This window comes from Desulfosarcina widdelii (genome assembly GCF_009688965.1).
Classification (GTDB): Bacteria; Desulfobacterota; Desulfobacteria; order Desulfobacterales; family Desulfosarcinaceae; genus Desulfosarcina; species Desulfosarcina widdelii.
This window is the reverse complement of sequence record NZ_AP021875.1, coordinates 5,438,179-5,455,792: the sequence shown is the minus strand read 5'-3', so window position 1 is coordinate 5,455,792 and position 17,614 is coordinate 5,438,179. Positions and strand designations below refer to the sequence as shown.

General features: G+C 41.4%; 12 protein-coding genes. All 12 read left to right on the top strand.

Annotation, left to right across the window (positions count from 1 at the left end; all coding sequences use genetic code 11):
- Window positions 1–38: 38 nt before the first annotated feature.
- The 12 genes from GN111_RS25030 (at window position 39) to GN111_RS24975 (ending at window position 17,595) form a co-directional block, all read left to right on the top strand.
- A complete protein-coding gene (locus GN111_RS25030; RefSeq protein WP_155306375.1) occupies window positions 39–1,340 on the top strand; it encodes a CapA family protein in 1,302 nt (433 codons plus the stop codon).
- Entirely contained in the window at window positions 1,337–2,818 is a 1,482-nt protein-coding gene (locus GN111_RS25025; RefSeq protein ID WP_155306374.1) for a polysaccharide deacetylase family protein, read from the top strand. The genes GN111_RS25030 and GN111_RS25025 overlap by 4 nt, the downstream gene beginning before the upstream one ends.
- Window positions 2,819–3,370: 552 nt before the next feature.
- Window positions 3,371–4,555 carry a sugar-transfer associated ATP-grasp domain-containing protein gene (locus GN111_RS25020; protein WP_170302456.1) on the top strand — a complete coding sequence of 395 codons (1,185 nt, stop codon included), beginning with the start codon at window positions 3,371–3,373 and terminating at the stop codon, window positions 4,553–4,555.
- A gap of 277 nt (window positions 4,556–4,832) precedes the next feature.
- The gene (locus tag GN111_RS25015) at window positions 4,833–5,450 is read left to right on the top strand and encodes a GNAT family N-acetyltransferase (RefSeq protein ID WP_155306372.1); all 618 of its coding nucleotides are present in this window, start codon (window positions 4,833–4,835) and stop codon (window positions 5,448–5,450) included.
- A gap of 61 nt (window positions 5,451–5,511) precedes the next feature.
- Complete coding sequence (locus tag GN111_RS25010; RefSeq protein ID WP_155306371.1) at window positions 5,512–6,624, top strand: sugar-transfer associated ATP-grasp domain-containing protein; 1,113 nt, start codon at window positions 5,512–5,514, stop codon at window positions 6,622–6,624.
- Window positions 6,625–6,626: 2 nt separating this feature from the next.
- Window positions 6,627–7,436: a hypothetical protein gene (locus GN111_RS25005; protein ID WP_155306370.1), complete on the top strand. Its 810-nt coding sequence runs from the start codon at window positions 6,627–6,629 to the stop codon at window positions 7,434–7,436.
- A gap of 164 nt (window positions 7,437–7,600) precedes the next feature.
- A complete protein-coding gene (locus GN111_RS25000; RefSeq protein ID WP_170302455.1) occupies window positions 7,601–10,348 on the top strand; it encodes a golvesin C-terminal-like domain-containing protein in 2,748 nt (915 codons plus the stop codon).
- A gap of 94 nt (window positions 10,349–10,442) precedes the next feature.
- On the top strand, window positions 10,443–12,185 hold the full coding sequence (locus tag GN111_RS24995) for a heparinase II/III family protein (protein ID WP_155306368.1): 1,743 nt from the start codon (window positions 10,443–10,445) through the stop codon (window positions 12,183–12,185).
- 5 nt (window positions 12,186–12,190) lie between these two features.
- Window positions 12,191–12,943 carry a WecB/TagA/CpsF family glycosyltransferase gene (locus GN111_RS24990; protein ID WP_492207413.1) on the top strand — a complete coding sequence of 251 codons (753 nt, stop codon included), beginning with the start codon at window positions 12,191–12,193 and terminating at the stop codon, window positions 12,941–12,943.
- Between the two features lie 394 nt (window positions 12,944–13,337).
- Window positions 13,338–14,975 carry a glycosyltransferase family 4 protein gene (locus GN111_RS24985; protein WP_155306366.1) on the top strand — a complete coding sequence of 546 codons (1,638 nt, stop codon included), beginning with the start codon at window positions 13,338–13,340 and terminating at the stop codon, window positions 14,973–14,975.
- A 71-nt stretch (window positions 14,976–15,046) separates the two neighbouring features.
- Window positions 15,047–15,601: a polysaccharide biosynthesis/export family protein gene (locus tag GN111_RS24980; RefSeq protein WP_155306365.1), complete on the top strand. Its 555-nt coding sequence runs from the start codon at window positions 15,047–15,049 to the stop codon at window positions 15,599–15,601.
- A gap of 221 nt (window positions 15,602–15,822) precedes the next feature.
- Window positions 15,823–17,595, top strand: a complete 1,773-nt coding sequence (locus GN111_RS24975) for a hypothetical protein (protein WP_155306364.1) — start codon at window positions 15,823–15,825, stop codon at window positions 17,593–17,595.
- Window positions 17,596–17,614: the final 19 nt, after the last annotated feature.

Genomic DNA, 17,614 nt, shown 5'->3' with positions numbered 1-17,614 from the left:
CAAACCAGGTTGCGGGCAGGCAGAAGGAACGAAACTTTATGAGAACGAGATTTACTATCGCTTTTATTTTTTTGGTTGCCTCTGTGTTTGCGCATTTAGCCCCTTCAGGAGCAATAGAAACAGATTTTTTTGCGACGGAAATGAATAATTATGGAATGCCATATTTTTCATTATTAAAAAACATCAGTCCTAAAAATGATTCTCCAACGGTTTCGTTAGTTACAGTAGGTGACATACGATTCACAAATATAAATACGGTAAATAATATACTCAAAAGTATTAATGACGAAGAGGATACGAAAGTTCTTAGCTGGCTGAAATCAAGAGATCTCTTTTTGGGGAACCTGGAAATGACATTTCTTGACGACAAAGCAGGCTGTAAACTCACGACCGGTGTAGCCAAAACATCTTGGGTGAATGTATTAACGAATATACAGATTGATGCAGTTAATTTGGCAAATAATCATTTTCAATTTGATGGTGGTGTTTGTGGTGTAAAAGAGAGCATAAAAATATTTCAAAAAAATAAAATCGCAACTTTCGGGATCAATGAAAACTTTCAAATATATGAAGCCAAAGGAATTAAAATTGGTTTGCTGGGATATGCACGATATCACATGAATGCGGAAATGCCTGCTAAATTTAAAGTTGGCGAACTGGAAGAAAAAAAAATATTGGCCCAAATAGAAAAGTATGAAGATGTTGTGGATCATATTCTGGTTATGATGCACTGGGGTGAACTCGGCATTTCGGTTCCCAGCCCATCAGAGGAGAAACTAGCGAAAAAAATATTAGATGCTGGCGCGTCAGTTGTAGTAGGATCGGGCCCCCATGTAATTCAAAGAGTAGATGTAATTGAAGATAAAGTTGCTGCATACAGTTTAGGAAATTTTTTATTTGATCGGTTAAATTCTGAAAATAAAAATTTGCAATTTGCGAAAAGCTTTATGCTGGAAATTGAATTAACAAAAGAAAAAATTATAAATGCAAGGATATACCCTATAGTTTCACATTCAGGAATTTTGACTATTCCTAAAGGGGAAGTTTTGTCTGGGTGTAATGATAAAATAAATCGGCTTTACAGCCTGTCATCAGAAGATTATTATGATTCGGTTAGTTTATATTCAAAATTAAAAGGAAGATTTATAATGTTTCTTAAAGATTTCAAGAAAAATCCTATATTAGCGATAGAAAGACATTTTAAGTTAAAATATTTGTATAAAGCGATAAAATTATTTTGGGGAAAGTATAGAATTTTCATTATCGGTATTTTTACTTTTGTATTTTTATCCATTTTTTTCATTTTAAAGAGTCGCAATAAAAAGGCTGTTGTTCAATGAAATTGCAAAAGATTTTTTTTATATGTTTTATTTCTGTTTTCTTTATACTAATTTGGTTTATCTATATACAAAATGACAAAAAAAATGAATATTCTTTAAGCCCCTATCCGGATGGAAAAAATTTTGCATTTACAATTACTGATGATCCGGACGCCAATACTTTAGAGAAAATTAAACCTGTATATGATTATTTGGATGCTGTTGGTTTAAAAACGACGGTGGCAGTTTGGGTTTTTAAAGCAACCCGAACCAATGGAATCCCAGACAAGCTCACAGACTACTCACCAGGAGATACCTGCGAAAGAGAAGCATATTTAAATTATATGCAAAAATTAGAAAAAAAGGGATTTGAAATTGCTTCCCATGGCCCATCGGCAGGAAATGATCAAAGAGATACTACAATCCGTGGTTACGAGAAGTTTAAAAACTATTTTGGTAAATATCCTAAAATCTATATAAACCACAGGGAAAACCTTGAGAATCTATATTGGGGCGCCAAAGTAGTTCCGGATAAGTTTTTACAGTTGATGCTCAAGCTGCTTTTATCAAAAGCAAAACTGCCTTATTCCGGTGAGATACCATCAAGCGACTATTACTGGGGAGATATTATCAAGGAAAAATCGCAATATGTTCGATTGTTCGGAACACAAAACATAAACACTTTGGCCTTCAATCCAAGCATGCCATATCATGATAAAGCCAAACCTTTTGTAAATTATTGGTTTTCGTTTTCCGATGGTAATGGAGTCAATGGTTTTACAAGTTTATTGAATAAAGAGAACATTGATAAACTTGTAAAACAAAGAGGAACAACTATCGTTTACACTCACTTTGGATATCCAGGGTTTTCCAAATCCGGGAAATTGAATGATAAAGTTAAAAAAAGTATAGATATAGTGGCAGCACAAAAAGATGGTTGGTTTGTTCCTGTTTCGATAATTTTGGATCGTTTGTTAATGATGAAGAAGGTAAAAATTCTTAGAAATAATGATGATCTTTTGATCATCAATCTTAACACACATACAGTAAAAGGTGTCACTTTAATAGCTTCACCCAATGAGACTCTCTATGGATCAAGTGGAGAAGAATATTACGCTAATAATGAAGGCGAAATCGTTATTAGTAAAATTCTACCTGGAGATGGCGTATTCCTGACGAAAAAAAATAACTTAAAAGAAAATGCAGTTGATAAAATTTATTTCGAAAGTGCAATATTTTTTCATTTGAATGGCAGAAGAATTTCTAATTTTTCACTGCCTGAATACAAAGACAAAAGCATCTTGACCAGCAAAGGAAAAAGATTGTTCGCAAATGGTAAAGGCTTTGTAAAATTTGAGTATGATTTTAGCGATGATAGTCTGATTATTGTTACCGATGACAAATTGTTCATCCCCAATAATGAGGCACCAAATTATTTAGAAAAATATAATTTGATATTTCATAGGGCAATAACTTTCTATAGAAACAATTATAAATAGTAACTATGTATCGCTTGCCGGATTCTAAATACTTGATCTAAAATATTGACAAGTATTCACAGGGAAATTTGACCCTATATTTTTTTTATAACGCCACGTAAATTATGAGAAAATTCGATATACTTCAAATCTTTTTATTACTAAATTAATAACTTTGTTTTTAACTATAGTAGAGTGCTTTTTATGCACTCAAAAGGCTCATTTTTGAACTCTATAGGCAACTCACGTCAAAGCTGTTACCGCAATCTGCCATAGGGCATTAGAGTACCCAAAGCTAAAATGGAAATCTGTTATAGCGGCTATTATCCCTGAGAAAAACTTATCGTTTAAATACAAAACCGATGTTCCCATTTTTCGTCAGATAATGTGTTATTTCCTGTTTTCGAAGATCTATTACCAGTATTTTCTTGACATTATTTATACATACTTATCCTCTGAACGCTTACATTTTTTCTACATAAGAAATTAATTGAACAAGATCTATTAAAATCAAAGCAATTATTAATCTTTTTGTTTAGCAGGGGCGAAATGAATTTGTTAAACACGAGACCAATGAACAGAGCATTGTGGCATCTCATCGATACATTATTAATATTTTATACTTATATTTCTCATTATAGAAGATTGAGTAAACTTTTTAAAGGATTTAACAATAAAAGCTATTATGATTTTAAAGGAATTAATAACAAAAGATTGGTGACAAAAATTTTCGACTATCTATATATATTTTTTGTTTTAAAAATATATCCGACAAATTATTATTTGTATGGCTTTGATGTTAAGAATAAGAATGAATTCAAGAAATTTATTGGTGATAGAGATGAACCAATTACGTCTGCAAAATTGAAAAAATTAGTTGGAAACAACGGTTTTTTGCTCGATGACAAATATTTTTTTAACTTGATTTGCAAACATCATGATCTTCCAGTACCCAAACAATGGGGACTATACGGAAATTCTATGAGTTTCCGACGGTCACAAGAACTTTTAAAACTTATGAAGGAAAACTCTATACAAAAGATCGTATTGAAACCTAGATTTGGTGCTTATGGTGCAGGAATCCACTTCATAGACTACAATAAAATAAATGGAACTGACTCCATTAAAATCAACGTAAAAGATGAATATGTTGTTGAGAATGCGATATTGCAGCATAGTAAGATGAATGAAATTAACCCTTTTTGTGTAAACACAATACGCTTGATTACACTTTTAACAACCAACGAAAATGTGGAAATTCTTGGGGCTATTCTGAGAACAAGCGCTTCAGATCTTCCTGTTGACAATTTCACTATGGGCGGCATTGTGATAGGGATTAATATAGAGACTGGAAAATTGAAAGAATTCGGCTTGGTAAAATATTTTGTAAAGTTTGAAGGTAGTGATATTCCCTATAATTCAGGGTATATGTCAATTAAAAGACAATTCGAGGAAAAGAGAAGAAAAAAGATGATTAAAGACGGTAAGCTTCTATATGAACATCCGATTACAAAAATCAAATTTAAAGATTTTCAGTTACCCTGTTGGGAACAGGTAAAAACAATAACCATACAAGCACAAAAAGTTTTCAATCATGTCAAATCAGTTGGATGGGATATTGGTATCAGTGATAAAGGCCCCGTAATTATTGAAGCAAATAAATTTTGGGCGACAACAGGAATGCAGGCTGCCAACGGCGGCCTTCTTACGGATAAGAATAAAAAAATTTTTTATCAAAATGGCATATCATTTCACTAGAATAAATTGATTTACTTAATGACAACATAGTTTATTTGAAAATTATCAATAGGAGGTAGTGATTTAGTGCAAAGATAAATCCCTATAGTATCTGTCTAAATTTCTCTATACAATAGATTCTAAACTTTCACTATAGGATACAAAAAGCAATATTAGGGCTTCTCCGCTATCCAATATTTTTTTTCAAAATTTCAAGCTTTTATAGTAAAGTTATTTCTGATGCCTTAATAATCCTTTTTGTCGATGGATCGCAAAGAGCTAATTTAAAATTATTAAAATGACTGTCTATAGACTTATAAACAAACTTGATTATGATGAAGCTGTTGAATTCCTTGGAGAAGCGAAAACACCCATCGCCGGTCTTAGAGGCAGGAGAGCACACAAAGCATTTTGCAGATATGCACTTTCCTCCAAGGATGCTATCTTCATTGTCGCCACAAATAAAAATAGAATTGTCGGATTTTCGATTACTATAATCAACTGGAAAATATTTTGGAAGACTTTCTTTTTAAAGAATATCCCTTTATTTTTTGAAATGATATTTGTTAAACTAATTCAAAAAATAAAAATTGACAAGAATAGAAACAACCTAAAACCAAATCAAGAAATTGACAGATTTTTAACCCAAAAAAAGTTAGATCGTTCATGGAAGGACTCCTCTCCACTAATCGCGAAGGTATTGTATGTTGCCGTAAAAGATAGTTACCGAAAACAGGGAATTGGAAAAGCGCTATATGATTATCGGAATCAGATACTTAAGAAAAAGGGTATTAAGAGACTGGATAGTAAGATCAATTACCGGAATATTGCTCCGATTAAACTCGCTTATAATGAAGGGCGTATGATTATAAGAGAAGATAGCGGTATGCTGTTTACAAGCTTAGACTTCGAATAATTTGGTAATTAATACTTTTCAAATAACGAAATAGTATCACAATTGTTACTACGGAAATTTTATGAAACCATTAAACTATATTCCTAAATTTGTCACTATTCCCTGGAGGATGACACGTTTTTTTATTAGATTGATACATTACTCATATCGACCCAAAAGGAGGTTTGATGGTGACTCATTGCGCTTGTTTTATAAACTAATTAAACTCTATGTCAGTGAAGGTTATACTCCAGAAGAATCCTATCACTATGGATTTTTATATAAAAACATTACGGAGAAGAATAATCCAACATATGTCAGTCGGAAAAAAATGAGCGTTATACAACGGAAGATAAATCCTGTTTCATGGGCACCGCTCACAGAAGAAAAAGGTATCTTCTATAGAATCTGTACTGAATGTAAGATACCGATTCCTAAACTTTTTGGCATTGTGTTCAACAATTTACCTGGCTGGTCATATAAGGGATCACAGATCACAAATATAGATGAATGGAATCGATTCATTATCAATGACATTCCCGACGAATTTGTTTTGAAACCTTCAAGAGGTGTTTATGGAAAAGGCATAAAAATCTACAAGCGAAATGCTGACCTCTTCACCGATGAAAAAAATACTAGCAGCAACGCCGAAAGCATTTATCGTAAAATCAGGACCGACCCAGAATATAATACCTTTGTTATTCAGGAAAGGATTCGCAATCACCAAGACTTCAATATATTAAGCCAATCTGAATATCTGCAGACGGCGAGAGTAATTACAAACATCAGAAAAGATGGAACTTGTCATATCGTATATGCGTATCTTAAGTTGATTGTCGGTGCGAATATTGTTGACAATCAAAATTATGGCAGAACTGGCAACTTGCTTTCTAAGATTAACATCAATAGTGGTTCGCTTGAAGAGACCATTTATCTATCTTCAAAGCCCCATGGTATTGAAATTTTAGAGAAACATCCTGAATCCGGTTTTCAGCTCAACCAGTTTTCAATTCCTCATTGGGAAGATGTCTGCCAAACGGCAATCAATGCCGCCCACAGATTTTCACCTATTCAGGCGATTGGCTGGGATATTGCGGTAGCCGAAAAAGGACCGGTCGTGATCGAGGGCAATACCTGGTTTGATCCCCCAAAATTCGGTGACATTGAAATGATTCTTGCGGAGATTAAAAAGTAGGAATGCGTATCCTATTCGGTTTTTCTGTTATCGGCATTACGCTGTTAGCAATCATAGTGGTGTTCAATGCTTTTAGAATAAGATCGTTTAATCCGTCTACTGATTTGATCTCATTGCATTATGACCATGCGCCTGACAAAGACGATGGACAAAGTACTGCCGCCGATAGAACCATTTTGCAATCTATGTTCGGAATTGATTGGATTAAAGATCATGTTGTTGTGGTTTCCGGCGCTTATGGTAAAAATGCAGATCAATTCAACACTGATTCCAACAGTGTCATGGATGCCGTTTGGAAGGAGACCGGCGGATGGTTATCGGCCCATTCCAATCGTGAAATGGCATTTGCGAGCTTGACCGATCGATGGTATCGGGTACTGGCCAATGGTGGTCACGTATGGGTCAAAGAAGGCGGGCAGTCCGACCTAACAGCCACCGTGTTAAAACGGATAAAGGAACGCGCGCCATCCCTGGACACCGTCCAACAGATACATGTCATCCAGCATAGTGTTTGGAACGAGAGGTATACCACTGAGGCTGCCCTTGCATTTACCCGGAAATACACATATTATATTAAAATTCGGGATGGTAATGAATATTTAAACCGTGAGGGCGGAATTGATCAATTCTCCAAAGCGGCCATGGAACATCCGGTTTATGGAAAAGCATGGAAGGCCGCTTTTAATTATTACAAACCCGAAGAGCGTTTGGATATATCCGACACTGGGGCACTAATGTACATCTTGGGGCTCGGAGAAATTGATTTAGAAGAATTCCTTGTTCGATTTCTCTCTGAACCTACAAGTGGATGATCTCGATTCGTAAAACTCGGTCCCATTCGCTGCAGCCATTCAATATAACATCCAGCAAAAGTCGTTTGGCCAAAATTGTTGCTTTTGTGCCTGTGGGTGGATATTTTTATTAAATGTCTATCCACTTCTTTTCCCGATTCAGTAAATTAAAACGGGGTGGTGAAATGAAAAATTATACACTCTTAGTCATTTCGATAATCGTATTTTTTTTGGTTCAATGGTTGGTGTTCCCCGCATCTCATTCCATTGCTGCTGATATCATTGACAACGGCGATCCTGAAACCTCATTCAGTGGAAATTGGTCGAATTCATCCGGTACGGATCCATGGGATCCGAACGACCCCGGCGCCAATTCCTTGTGGAGCAGGAACGGGACCACATACACTTGGACATTTACACCGGAAGATTCTGGATATCATGATTTGGAGATGTGGTGGACTGAATGGCCATCTAGAAGTGACCACATCCCAGTCGATATAGAGTATTGGGGCAATACAGATCGTATCTATATAAACCAAGGACAAAATGGAGGGCAATGGAATCTTTTAAATACCTACCCGTTTGAAGCAGGAACCGAATATAATATTACTATCACGTCCCAACCTGGTCCGTCTAGCACCTGTGCTGATGCTATTAAATTGACCTTCGTACCCAATTACAACATCAAGCCCATGGCAGTGATCGATTCCATAAGCCCTAATCCAGCAGCGCCGTCCGACTTGGTTAGGTTTAGCGGGCATGGTGAAGATCTTGATGGATCCATCAGTCAGTACAACTGGTACTCCAATATAGACGGACATCTTGGGACTACTGCAAATTTCACAACCGATATCCCCCTCTCAGCAGGTTCACACCAGATAAATTTGATTGTATACGATGACGATGGCGAACCATCTGAGCCGGTCAGCCAAACTTTAGTCGTCCAGGAAAGCGTTAATGAGTGGGTTATCGACAACGGTGACCCAGGAACCTCTTTTACCGGTATCTGGAGGATATCCGGAGCGCTAAACTCATGGGATCCAGAGGATCCTGAAGCGACCTCTCTCTGGAGCAGAGACGGCTCAATCTACAAATGGACGTTTACTCCATCGGTCAGTGGAAATCATACTTTCTCAATGTGGTGGACGGAATGGAGTTCTCGAAGCGACAGCATACCCTTAACGATAGTCCATGATTATGGGACTGATAGCTTGATCATAAACCAGCAAGCTAATGGCGGCAGATGGAATTTACTTGGCACCTACTACTTTACTGCCGGAAAGAGCTACGATATCACCATCACATCTCAACCAGGCCCTTCGAGCACATGCGCAGATGCAGTTAAATTTAATTATGTTGGAGGTGACATCAATCTTCCGCCGGTTTCGGTGATAGAAGCCATAACTCCTATCAGCACTGTTCCACAAGAAGAGATCACTTTCATGGGAACCGGCATAGATAGTGATGGTACCGTGGCATCTTATGCATGGGAATCTGATATTGACGGGATAATCAGTGATCAAGAGACGTTTAGTACGAATTCTTTAACACCTGGTATACATACGATATTTTTTAGGGTTCAGGATAATAAAGGGACTTGGTCCAAAGATGACACAGCTCTCATTGTCGTTCGAGATTGTGCCAGTCCTGTTGCAATTATGCCCCTCGGGGATTCAATTACGCTTGGTTATGGAGAGTCAACCACTTCGCAACAGATGATAGGTTATCGTGGAGAACTTTATCAACAATTGGCTGGTGATGGTTATTTTATTGATTTTGTCGGCAACCAAACAGACGGCTTATTTGCCTCAGGTTTGAGTGACCTCAATCACCAGGGCATCGGTGGCATAACGGCTTCATCAGTCGCCGAAAATGTATACGCATGGCTGGTGGAAAATCCTGCTGAAATCATTTTGCTTCATATAGGTACCAATGGGTTTACGACTAATCCTATCTATGTAGAGGATGTTCTTGATGAAATAGATATGTTCGAATCAGAAACAGGCCGAGATGTGGCGGTCATTTTGGCACGTATAATCAACCGCCAGCCGTATCACCAAGAAACGACAACTTTTAACGAAAATCTTCAAGTCATGGCAGAGTCCAGAATAGCGGCGGGTGACAAGCTTGTTTTGGTCGACCAAGAAAACGTTTTAAACTACGCAACGGACATGTGGGATACCTGGCATCCTAATAATCAGGGATATGCCAAGATGTCAGGCCCGTGGATGGATGAAGTAATAGGATTACTGCCGATTTGCGGCACGTTTGGACCTTTTATTTATACGACGCCAATCCTTACAAGCATAGTTGATTCTGAATATACATACCGCATGGGAGCATTGGGTGAACCCTCACCAACATTTCAACTGATCTCGGCACCAAGCGGAATGACGATCGGGCAGAGCACAGGTGTAGTGTCCTGGGTGCCGACATCAGGGCAAAAGGGCAACCATTCCGTAATCGTTCAGGCTACAAACTCACTTGGTATGGATGAACAGCGTTTTACGGTCGATGTTACCGCCGAAACAATCATTATCGACAATGGTGATGCCGGGACTTTTTCAACCGGTGCCTGGTATGTTTCAGGAGGTGCCGATCCATATGATCCCAATGATCGGGCGGCTAATTCACTTTATAGCAGAGATAATACGACCTATACATGGACTTTCACCCCCTCGGTTTCAGGAACATACCAATTTTCCATGTGGTGGACTGAGTACCCTTCGAGGAACACTATGATACCTGTCTCCGTCGACTATTCAGGCGGGACAGATAGCCTATTCATTAACCAGTCGATAAACGGTGGCATGTGGAACAGCCTCGGTTCCTATCCCTTCAATGCAGGGGAGAGTTACAACATTACACTTATTGCTCAGCCGGGACCGTCAAGTACCTGCGCAGATGCAGTCAAGTTTGTTAGAGAATTTTAATTGGAGCTTATCCTGGGTATTATTTTGGCTATACAACGGATAACGTGCTGGTTCTTATTTCAATTCCTTACCTGTTCATTGGACTGACAACATCATGAAAGCAGTCATGGCATTCAACCTGCGCTTTTATTTGCTTCGACTGCGTCATTCATCGACCATTGAATTGTTACATCGTATATGGCAATTATGTGCGAGACTGCATCTGAAAATTCTTTATATCCTGGACGGACGGCAGTTTAACAGATTTGCTGTTGAATGCGCGCGTGTCGATAATCTTAAAATGCCGGACCTGCTCCCGGAATTCACGAATGCGTCAGCTAATTTTAAAAATGGGTTTCCACCAGACTCGGGTGCGTTAAAATCTGATATCCGATTGCGTTGGGAGCCAGCCCGGTTGCAACTGGTATCGACATTTTTCGCTTGGGAAAGTTATCGTTCAGCAACAGCCAGAGGTAGGTTGAGCGGGGATGCAGCTAAAGCACTAATTCTCTCATGGATAAAGGACAATCCCTTTCCCCACGGAGATAACTACCGGTCCTCTATGGAGTGCGCCTTACGTATTCCTGTACTGTTTTATGCCCTCAAGCAACTTAAATACCTGCGTTCCCGAGACCGTGATCGTATACTCCAGACTATCAACCTTCACGCCAGGATGGTGGCCAATGGGTTGTCGCTTTACTCCTCGCTCGGCAACCATACGATCACGGAAGCAGTGGGTTTGGTATTTGCAGGTTCGATGTACCGTCTTGAGCGTACCGGCCGCAGTTGGTTAGATACTGGGATAAGAATCCTTCAATCTGAAATTGAGCACCAGATACTTGAAGACGGCGGACCTGCAGAACAGTCGCTCGGTTACCACCGGTTTGTTTTAGATCTGTATTGGTTGGTGATGGACTTTGTGCATAAAAACAGCTTAGCCAACTTGTCCCATTGGCAACCAAAGCTGTTAAAAGCAGAAAGTTTTATGAGTACGTTTCTGGATATGAACGGGACATTTCCTGGCATTGGTGACAGCGATGACGGTGCTGCCGTGGCGCCGGGGGTCGCTCCCCGCCGGAATGCATCGACTATTTCCAGTGGGGAGCGGATCACCTTTCCCGCATCCGGATATAGTGTCATCAACGATAGTCGGTTAATGTTCACCTTTGACCACGGCCCTTTGGGTATGGCGCCGTTTTGCAACCATGGTCATGCCGATGCATTATCCATCACTTTATCCAAAAATGGGTGGCCGTTGATCGTGGATACTGGGACTTACCGATATAATGGTGTTCCTAAATGGCGTAGGTACTTTAAGAGCACGAGGGCGCATAACACTGTCAATATCGATAATCAGGATCAGGCTGTTCAAGAAACGGGTTTTATATGGAGCCGTCCCTATAAGGTGCGGTTGACGGCTTGCCATGAACCAGGCGGTAACCTTTTTTATGATGCGGAACATAACGGATACGCTCGATTATCGGATCCTGTAAGGCATCGTCGTTCGGTTCTGGTGGTGGGCGGGGAAACGTTTCTGATTAAGGATAGATTTATCGGTAAGGGAATCCACTGTTTTCAGATCAATTTTCATCTGCATCCCCAGGCGGAAGTGTCTGCCGAAGCAGGTGGGTGGATCGTCGATCACGGGGGGGAAAAGATCTACATGAATCTTCGTGAGGCAAATTTTCAATTGATTCGTGGACAACAAGATCCGATTTTGGGATGGTTCTCTTCCAGATACGGGCATAAGGAACCAACATATACATTGTCCTGCACCAGAATGGGAAATGCTAATAGTGTTGTTTTCACAACCATTATCTGCACCCGTGCACCTTGGGTTAGAAATTGGTTCAGATAGAAAGGGTGGTTCGATTGTCGGATCGTTTGAACATTCTTGATATATGGGTGGACCCTGTGGATCGATCCCAATCCATCCAACGCGTGCGAGACTTCCTGCAGGGCGACCGACCGTGTTCCATTTTTGCCGCCAATCCTGAGAAGAACTTTTCCGTTCCCCGGGATCCTGAACTGTGGAAAGCCTTCCAATCTGCGGATCTGTTGATTCCAGACGGTATCGGCATCGTTGTTGCGGCCAGGTTGCTGCACGGGGCGGTGTTGCAGCGTGTCCCGGGGGTAGAATTCATGCAGGATATCTGTCGACTGGCGGTGGAGGAGGAAAAGTCCATTTTCCTTTACGGGGCTCGCGAATCCGTGAACAAGGCGGCAGTTGACAGACTTCGAACCCGATTTCCGGGTCTGTGTATCGCCGGCCGATCCGACGGTTATGTGCAAGACACTCAGATGCCTCAACTAATCAGACGTATCAATGACTCGAAGGCCAGCATCCTTTTTTTGGCCCTAGGCTCTCCTAGACAGGAAAAATGGTTTGCCAACCATGCTGACGAGTTGACATCGGTCAAGGTTTGCCAAGGAATCGGAGGGACTCTGGATGCAATCACGGGAAGCGTAAAACGCGCTCCCGATATCTGGATGCGTTTTCACCTGGAGTGGCTCTATCGCCTGTTGAAGGATCCCAAAAGGATTCGCCGACAACGCGTTCTGCCGGTTTTTGCCTTGCGGGTAATCTTGACCATGGTCCTTATGATGAAGGATTAAAGATCCATATCGACCTCAAGCCATGTGGTTGCAGTTGTAAAGCTGCAGGCGAAACGTTGACAATAGGTTTAGCGGGAACGATATCGAACTGAGCTTCTGCAATATACTCCATAACGCTTTCTAAAATTATGGAAAATAATTCATAAATTAATTGTTCGCACCGATTTTCAGACGATGCGGTTAGCGGTTGAATTGGATCCAAATATAGGATAACATTCTATTATTATTATTAATTAAAGTATCGATTTCCAAATTAAATTTTAACTTGGCATTTAACTTGCTGTAAATTTGTGATTAAATGTGTCTCGATCATCGGGTGATACTGAAAACGACAACACCACCATGATCGTCGAATGCCGTCTGCATCTGCAATGATTTACATGTTTGGGGTTCAATGTTATTTTTAACTACCTTGCTGGTATCAATTATCGTCACCATTGTCGTGATGCCCCATTCCCGGGAACTGGCTGTCAGGCTACAGGCCACGGACAAGCCAGGCGGGCGAAAGATTCACGATCAGATAATGCCCAAGTGCGGGGGGCTGGCAATGATGGTTGGCGCAAGTGTACCGATTATATTGTGGGCTCCCAAAACCCAGTTTGTCAAAGGACTGATGATTGGAGCCTTGATCATTGTTATTTTCGGCATAGCTGATGATATAAAAGACCTGAAACCCCGTGTTAAACTTCTGGGCCAGACCATGGCAGGCTTGGTGGTCACGCTGGTCGGCGGCACCAAGATTAACGATTTGGGTGGATTGTGGCTCCCCGGATCGCTTTTACCAGACTGGGCGTCCATACCGCTGACCATTTTTGTCATCGTGGGGATCACCAACGCTACCAACCTGTCCGATGGGTTGGATGGTTTGGCCGGCGGTATTTCCTTGCTCATTTTGCTGTGCATTGGGTATCTTGGCGTGAGCGAACAAAACTGGGTGTTGGTGATGATCGCCATCGCCGTCGGAGGGAGCGTCCTCGGATTCCTGAAGTTCAACTCCTATCCTGCGCAGCTTTTCATGGGTGACGCCGGCAGTCAAATGCTTGGCTTTATAACAGTGGTCCTTTCCCTCAAGCTGGCTCAGCAATCATCAAGGATCAGCGTCATTCTGCCTCTGATTATTTTTGGGATTCCCGTGCTAGATACCCTGGCCGTGATGGTTCAACGGATCATACAAGGGCGATCCCCCTTTGCCGCGGACAGAAACCATTTCCATCATAAACTCATGAGCATTGGCCTTTACCATACCGAAGCCGTGGTGACGATCTATTTGGTTCAATCACTATTGATCATCTTTGCCATCGTTTATCACGGATTAAACGACCGAATACTCCTCGGCGCTTACTTCCTTTTTGCGTGCATGATCCTGGGTATTTTGAGAGGATTCGAAAAGGCGGATTACCGGATTAATCGAGATTGGTTTCTTACGTCGTTGAAGCAGCGATTGAAGCCCTTGAAGGACCGCGGGCAGATCATCAAGGTCACCTTCAGTATCGTCAAGTTCGGCGTGCCGTCGTTGCTGATCTTCAACGCCGTGTTTCAACCCTCCGACAGCCGTCTGTTTCCACTCATCCTATCCGGTTTTTTAGTACTATTGATTCTGGCTTGTTTTTTAGATAAAAGCATATTGAATAGAATTTCCAGGATTGCGCTCTACCTATTCACGCCCTTTATGATCTTCAGGTGTGACCTGAATCTAAACGCGAATATCAACCATTTGTTCATTGTTATCTACAACTCGTTTTACCTGATAATGCTGGCCTCGGTGTATATGACCATGAAACTGACCCGACGGTCCAATGGATTCAAAAGCTCGACATTGGATTTTCTGGTGATCTTTGTGATCATTTTCATCTCCAATCTGCCCGATGTCCCTATAGAGGGATATCTGATGGGCTTGGTTGCGGTAAAAACCGTCATATTGTACTATAGTTACGAGGTGTTGGTCGGAGAACTACGCACAAAATCAATGCATGTCACCATATCAGCAGCGATCCTTATTTTTTGTGCCAAAGGTTTGTTCGGGATGATTTAAGCCAAGGGCTCATTGGTTCTTGTTTAACACTGACTCCCCTTTGTTGACACATGTTCTTCCTGGAGGATTACATGCAAAAACAGATACTTACTGCTTTGCTTGTCGCAATGATTACACTGGCTTTATGCACTGCGGTGCATGCAGCTGCCTATTTTGTGGGGCCTGGGGATGTGCTTGAGATTTCCGTTTGGAAAGATGAATCGCTTAGTCGTGAGTTGATCGTCCCCCCGGACGGTATCCTTTCGTTTCCCTTGATTGGTGATGTTAACGTGAACAACATGTCTGTGCCTGAAATACGGGTGGCTATCAAGAAAAAGTTGGCTGAGTATGTTCCAGATGCGGTGGTCACAGTAATTATTAAGAGTATCAATAGCTTGAATGCCTATGTAATTGGTCAGGTAAAAAATCCAGGGACCTTTGCAATCACTATGGAAACCCGGGTCATGCATCTGCTTGCCATGGCCAAAGGGTTGACACCCTTTGCCGCCGAACGTGATATTCATATACTCCGCAACAACAATGGTAAGGTAGAAAAAATTCCATTTGACTACAAGGAGGTTCTGAAGGGCAACAATCTGGAACAGGATGTGCTGATGCAACGGGGTGACATCCTGGTCGTGCCTTAAGAGATTCAGCAGAAAAACGATCCTTCCACGAGAAGTTGATCATGCCCTCTGTACTCTACGGAATTTGTTAACCAAAACCATTTATGAAAATTTTTAATAAAGGCTTTTCCCATTCTTCAACCGACTAACCATAAAATGGTTGACGTGAAAATGGTTGACGTGTTTTTTTCATGCCAATGTATGGCAAAAAGTGAACTGGAAAAGCTTCAAAGGAAACCCATATGCCTGTAGAACTTGAAAATTTAGATATTCGAGGGATAATCCGGCGCCGCAAGAAACTGTTCTTTATAACTTTTACAGCGATTTTCCTCGTATGCACAGTTACCGCCTTCGTCCTGCCTTCCGTCTACCGGTCAGAGGTGATGATCTCAGTCAAAGATCAACAGATTCCAGAAGAATATGTGCAGTCGACCATAACCAGTTATATCAGTGAACGGCTCGAAAACCTCGAACGGAAAATTCTAAGCTACCCTAAGCTGCTGGAAATTATCAAGGCTCAGAATCTCTATCCGGAGCTTGAATCCGATGGCGAGATGGTCGCTGAAATGCGTGGCAACATTGAACTCAAGACTATCAATGTGCGTTTACTAGACAAGCGCTCTGGTGGTCGAGGCCAGGCAACAATTGCCTTCACCCTGACCTATGCCAACAAGAATCCCGAAAAGGCCAAAGTAGTTGCCGATATCCTTGCAGATCTTTTCGTACAGGAAGACCAGAAAGTCCGCGAGATGCAGGCGAGTACCACGACCATGTTTCTCGAAAGAGAACTGGAAGACCTTCGCCGTCGTGTGAAACTCAACGAGGAAAAGGTTAGTCGGTTCAAGGCGGCCAATATTGACCAGCTTCCCGGATCAATGAGCATTTTTCAGCAGGCGGTATTCCGCCTTGGGCAGGACGTGGACAATATCGATACGCGAATTCGTACGTTGCAGGAAAAGATCGTCTATTTGAAAAGCCAGATTGCAAACATTGATCCCATGGTGCCAATTGTCACCGAAACCGGTAAGGTTGCAAGCAACCCCAACAACCGCCTCAAATATCTCCGACTTCAACTGATCCGCATGCAGGCCAATCTATCTGACAAGCATCCGGATATAATTCAGCTGAAAAGTGAAATCGCAAAACTGGAATCTCAGGTTGGAGAAAACGACACCTCTATCGAACAGGTTAACCGGCTCAAAGTCGTAGAAAAAAAGATTGCCGAGGTGAAATCAAAATATGGTGACAAGCATCCGGATTTGGTCCGATTACAGCGAGAGGCCAGCCTGCTCAAGCAGCAGATTGCCAAGCAGAGGACCGGTACTGAAGCAATTGATGAGGCGGACGAAAATTCCGATAATCCAGGCTATATGAATATCAAAGCGCAGATTATCGTTGCCCAGTCGGAGATCCAAGCCTTGCGTGATGAACGTCGAAAAACAATGGCCAAGCTGGAAGAATATCAGAAAAGGTTGGAGGCAGCACCATTTATCGACGAGGAGTACAATTCACTGACCCTGGACTATGAAAATGCCAAAAAAAAGTTCAACGAAGTTTCCAATAAACTTCACTCGGCACGGATTGCCCAGGAAATGGATATTTCCGAGCAGGGGGCACAATTCAGCATTGATTACCCGGCTGTTCTGCCACACAAACCGTCCGAACCCAACCGCCTGTTGATTATCTTAATGGGATTCGTCCTGGGGATCGGATGTGGAACCTTGCTGGTAGCCCTGAGTGAAGGTTTGGATTCTTCGGTTAAAGCGACCGATGAATTAGAAACCATTTCAGGTGTTCCGGTGCTGGCCACCCTTTCCTATTTCGATACGCCGGTTCAAAAGCGGTTGCGAAGATACAGGCGCTTGATGATGATGGGGACTGTATTGATGGGGATTTTATTGGCATCGTTAGTGCTGAATTGGTTTGTCATGCCGATTGGCGATTTGTGGGCCAAGTTTGAAGAACGGTTGGTTGAGATTGGTGTGCCTATCGAAAAAGAAGCCAAGAATTCATAATCTATTCGAATGGATATGT